Here is a 4406-nt window from a genome sequence, read left to right as displayed (position 1 = left end):
AATTTTAAATCACCCTAACCTTCCGTCAGTCTTATCCTATGGTACTCTCGCTGCTTAAAAACTGTCCGGAGTATTGAAGTCATTATCTACACTTATGATATAATTATATGGAATAATTGATTGTAACAATTAATACTTCGGACAGTTTTAGATCGAGTCGAGTGTCCGAAACCCTTGCTGGCTATATACTGGACTATTTTTTCAACGTTTAAGTTCAGCGCTAAGTTTGAGAAAATGCGTTAAAAATGGCAGGGCTTCCTCCGTAAGGCTGATAGTGCCTTTAAAAAACTGTCCGAAGTATTGACAATGAAAAACATGAATAACTTACAACTGCCACAGAAAGATATGGAGGAAGAAAGAGCGGTTTTAGAATCTTTCATTAAAACCCACATTCCGCACTTCAAGTTGAAGTACGATAAAATAGAATACCGAAAAAGCCAAAAACCAGGATAATTCAGAAAAAATACTGAACTTAGTTTGCGGAAATAAGAGAAATAAATAAGATATTAAATCTTTGATTCATAAAATGGTTTATGTAAAGCACTAAAAAGTTGAGTCAGAATTACTTCCCCTTTTGATGTTAATATTTTTTTTGACTCTATTTTGTGGTAGCAATTAAGAAAGTAGATAATATTTTTGACAAGATGATGGCAAATTCTTCAAGATAAAATTGCGTTCTTCTGTTAAATTAACTATTTGATTTGTCCCATTTAAAGTTAAAATATGAATTCCTTCAAAAACTTGGAATATCCATCTTAATGTGGGTCGTTCAGTTAATTTTCCTAGTTGATTTTTGATGCCGACTTGAGCTGCTTTTAATTGGTTTCTGAGTTGTCGTTGACCGAGACTATAAACCAACAAGGATAGAGACATTAAACATAACATTGTCTCAACTCTTTTTGGGCTTTCCACAAAAAAAATATCGGCGAAAAACAACGGATCTTTCAGGAATCGAAATCCTCTTTCACAACACTGCTGATTTTTATAATTGCTCAGAATTTCTGATGGTTCTAATTTATTGTCGTCAACTAGGTTGGTCGCTAAAATAAATTTACCTGCCGATTTTCTAAGGATTTCTATCTCTGATACTTTTTGATAAATTACTCCTTCTATTTGATAAATAGCCTGAGTATTTTTGATTCGTTTTCAGCTTCAGCGCTTACATGAATTTCTTTGATTTCAAACAGCTTGAGCTTTTTGTTGATACTTTTTAGTTTATATCGAGCTGATTCTGGACTATTAAATTTTTCTTGGTTTAATTCCTTGACCAGTTTTTCAACTCGCTCTCTAGCCTTTTTTATCTGTTTTTCTAGTTGTTTTAAATCACTTTCTTTTCTTTTTTCGCTTGATACTATTAGCCAAATTTGTTTGATTCCCCCATAATTTACTATTTCTTCTTTCCATTTATATCCGTCTAGTTTGAGTGCTGCTCTTGATTTCTTTTCTGAGACATCTATCTCTGCTATTTCTACCGATTGTACTAATTCTTTCGCCTTTTTTATGGTCATCGGCACTCTGCTGATCCATTTGATGTATTTGATTAACTGGATATTTTCTTGACTATATAATGCACTGTCACAGACCATAATGCTGTCAAAATTTATCTGCTTTTTAAACTCTACTAATATCTTCCCAAATACGGCTTTGTCTGCTTCATTTCCATCTCCAGCTCTTGTGTATAATGGCAAGCCTTCACTATTTACTATTAAATCACATACAACTTGTTTCAAGTCAGCTCTATGATCTCTCGAATATCCTCTGGTTATATTTATTGGAAGTGACTTGATTATTTCTGTTTCTTTGTTGTGATTTTTTGTGTTTTTATATTCCCCATGTAGGTGGAATGATGTAGAATCTAAATGAGCATATTTTAGCTCTATTTGAAACTTCTTAATCACAGATAACACAATTTCCATAAATATTTTATTTAATCCATATTTAGATAATTTATCCATAACTCTTCCAATTTTATCGTCATTTATATAATCCGCTTTTATCCCCGCACCTAACAAGGTTTCGATTCCTTTGTCTTCAAAAAATTGACTAAATAGATACAAAGGTCTTGACACAAACCCTAATCCATTGATTAAAATAGCTTTCACTAATATTCCAGATGAGACTTTTTCCCGAACATCTATTCCTAATTTAGAGTTGATTGTTTCAACTATTCCTATCTCATCAATGAGTCCAGCTACTATTCCTAAGTGATCGATATTTTTGATTGTTATTTCTGAAGTTGGAGACATTTTTTAGCTAGATAATATTTTTGACGTTTTTTTGATTGTCTCACTTTTTTGACCTCAAGCCTTGTAAGTATTTTTACTTAGTCATGTCAGGATAGCAATATACTATATTCTGTAGTGCTATTGAAGTGCGGAATGTGGGTTGTAGAATTACTGACGACCCGTTTTTCAACTCAACCTCCCTCGGATTATACCACTTTAGAAAAAATAAAATCTATCGCAAAACAACAAAATGCAACTCTAGTTGAATACTCGGTTATTTACCATAGTTTACAAGGACAAGGACAACCAAAATATCGAAATACAGACCTCTTAATTTGGGTAATTCAGCCCACAGGCTGCGTCACCTTTCGCTCAGTCGATATCACCTTTTTAAAGCAACAGAATACACCCCTGGGACAATTCGTTGATTTCGCCCGTGAATCCATAGGTGTAAGGGGTCGAGATGCTTTCGCAGTAACCAGCGATGAAGTTTCATCAATCAACAACCAACAATTAAGGCAACTCCACGAATTTCTAATCGAACCGATTGCTGACCTCTTACCAACAGATACTAATTCTCACGTCATCTTCATTCCTACTGGACCTCTATTTCTCGTTCCCTTTCCTGCGTTTTGGGATGCTTCAGGTCGGTACTTAATTGAAAAGCACACCATTCTTACAGTTCCTTCGATTCAGGTCCTAGCTATAACTCAAAACCTTTCAGCGTCACTGCGGGAAAAAAAAACAAAAACAAGACCCAAATTTAGCAGAGGTAAAAGCACTGGTGGTCGGCAATCCTACTATGCCCAAGATTGCTTTGGAGAGCGGTCAATCACCTCAATTCGATAGTCCTCAAACAATAAAGACGGCAAAATCTGTATGCACAACCTGTTCTGGAGGTAGCTATGACAAATCCTTACTTTTACAAGACTGTCTGAAATCGTTAAGACCTCTACCAGGTGCTGAAAGAGAAGCAAAAGACATTGCATCTCTCCTGAATACTCAACCTATTATTGGTGACAAAGCCACCAAGATAGCCATTTTGCAACAGATGCCCTCTTCAGGAATTATTCACCTAGCAACTCATGGGTTACTGGATGATTTTGAGAGACTAGGAATACCGGGCGCGATCGTTCTGGCATCTGAGGAGGAAGATAATGGTCTGCTCACAGCCGGAGAAATTAAAGAGCTAAAATTAAATGCCGAATTGGTAGTTCTAAGTGCCTGTGACACGGGGAGAGGTCGATTAGCAGGAGATGGGGTCATTGGGTTGTCTCGCTCCCTAATTTCTGCTGGAGTACCCAGTATAATAGTTTCTTTGTGGGCTGTACCAGATGCCCCCACCGCTGAATTGATGACTGAATTCTATAAAAATTTCTACAAGCGCAAGTTGAATAAAGCCCAAGCGTTGCGAAGCGCAATGTTAACAATAATGCAGCAACACCCAAACAATTCCAGAGCTTGGGCTGCCTTTACTCTTATTGGTCAACCCTAATTACCAAGTAAAACTATTTCATATATTGACTTAGCGCACCAAACTAGCCAGCAGCCCCGACGCTTCCCACTGTAAGCTCTGCCGATTGTCATCGTAGCAATTAAGGACGTTCGAGCTCGTATGGCGGCTCAACTTCTGCGCCATTCGCGTATTGCCGTTGCTTGCATCTAACAGAGTCGTAATTGCAGCGTGGCGTATTCTGTGCGGGCTGATTCTTTTAGGAATTCCCGCAGGGCCGTGCAAGTTGAGAAAACAAGCTTGTAAATAGCATACCCACTCAACCTCAATCCGTATTCCCGCTTTGTCAAAGCGATAAATAAAGGATCGAGGGGCATTGCAGCTCCCCGCACGCTCAGCCAATCAGAAATCGCATCTGCCGTCGCGCAGTGCAAGTCAATTAGCTGCGCTTGAGTTCCCCTGCCTTTGCCATAAATGTTCAGAGTTCGGGCGCGCGGGTCAAAGTCGCCTACATTGGCTCCGCTGATCTCCCCCCGGCGCAGCGCATTGTCCCACAGCAGCCGGAGAACTGCATAGTCGCGCTTTCTTGCGGGGCGTACCCCGGTCAGGAATGGACAACACCGACTGCATCGCCGCCACATTCTCTCTTATCAACTCGGCCAAACCCTGTAGTATCCCGGTAAGGAACCACCTTCTCTCCTTCAACATCTACTAAACTCCACTCGCAC

4 protein-coding genes and 1 pseudogene are annotated in these 4406 nt (G+C 38.8%); 3 read left to right on the top strand and 2 right to left on the bottom strand.

Annotation, left to right across the window (positions count from 1 at the left end; genetic code table 11):
• Window positions 1–315: 315 nt before the first annotated feature.
• Window positions 316–453 carry a hypothetical protein gene (locus QUB70_RS31695; protein ID WP_332985748.1) on the top strand — a complete coding sequence of 46 codons (138 nt, stop codon included), beginning with the start codon at window positions 316–318 and terminating at the stop codon, window positions 451–453.
• Between the two features lie 162 nt (window positions 454–615).
• Here QUB70_RS31695 and QUB70_RS31690 read toward each other — a convergent pair.
• Window positions 616–2246: pseudogene (locus QUB70_RS31690) on the bottom strand (IS1634 family transposase).
• Between the two features lie 132 nt (window positions 2247–2378).
• On the opposite strand from QUB70_RS31690, the gene QUB70_RS31685 reads away from it, so the two are divergent.
• Window positions 2379–3074 (top strand): CHAT domain-containing protein, encoded by a 696-nt coding sequence (locus tag QUB70_RS31685; protein WP_332985747.1) that lies wholly within the window; start codon window positions 2379–2381, stop codon window positions 3072–3074.
• Window positions 3028–3720 carry a CHAT domain-containing protein gene (locus QUB70_RS31680; RefSeq protein ID WP_332985745.1) on the top strand — a complete coding sequence of 231 codons (693 nt, stop codon included), beginning with the start codon at window positions 3028–3030 and terminating at the stop codon, window positions 3718–3720. The genes QUB70_RS31685 and QUB70_RS31680 overlap by 47 nt, the downstream gene beginning before the upstream one ends.
• A 167-nt stretch (window positions 3721–3887) precedes the next feature.
• Here QUB70_RS31680 and QUB70_RS31675 read toward each other — a convergent pair whose 3' ends face one another.
• Entirely contained in the window at window positions 3888–4319 is a 432-nt protein-coding gene (locus QUB70_RS31675) for a hypothetical protein (RefSeq protein WP_332985744.1), read from the bottom strand.
• Window positions 4320–4406: the final 87 nt, after the last annotated feature.

This window comes from Microcoleus sp. A003_D6 (assembly GCF_036702825.1).
GTDB lineage: Bacteria > Cyanobacteriota > Cyanobacteriia > Cyanobacteriales > Microcoleaceae > Microcoleus.
The sequence above is the reverse complement of the archived record's forward strand: the minus strand, read 5'-3'. Positions and strand labels throughout refer to the sequence as shown.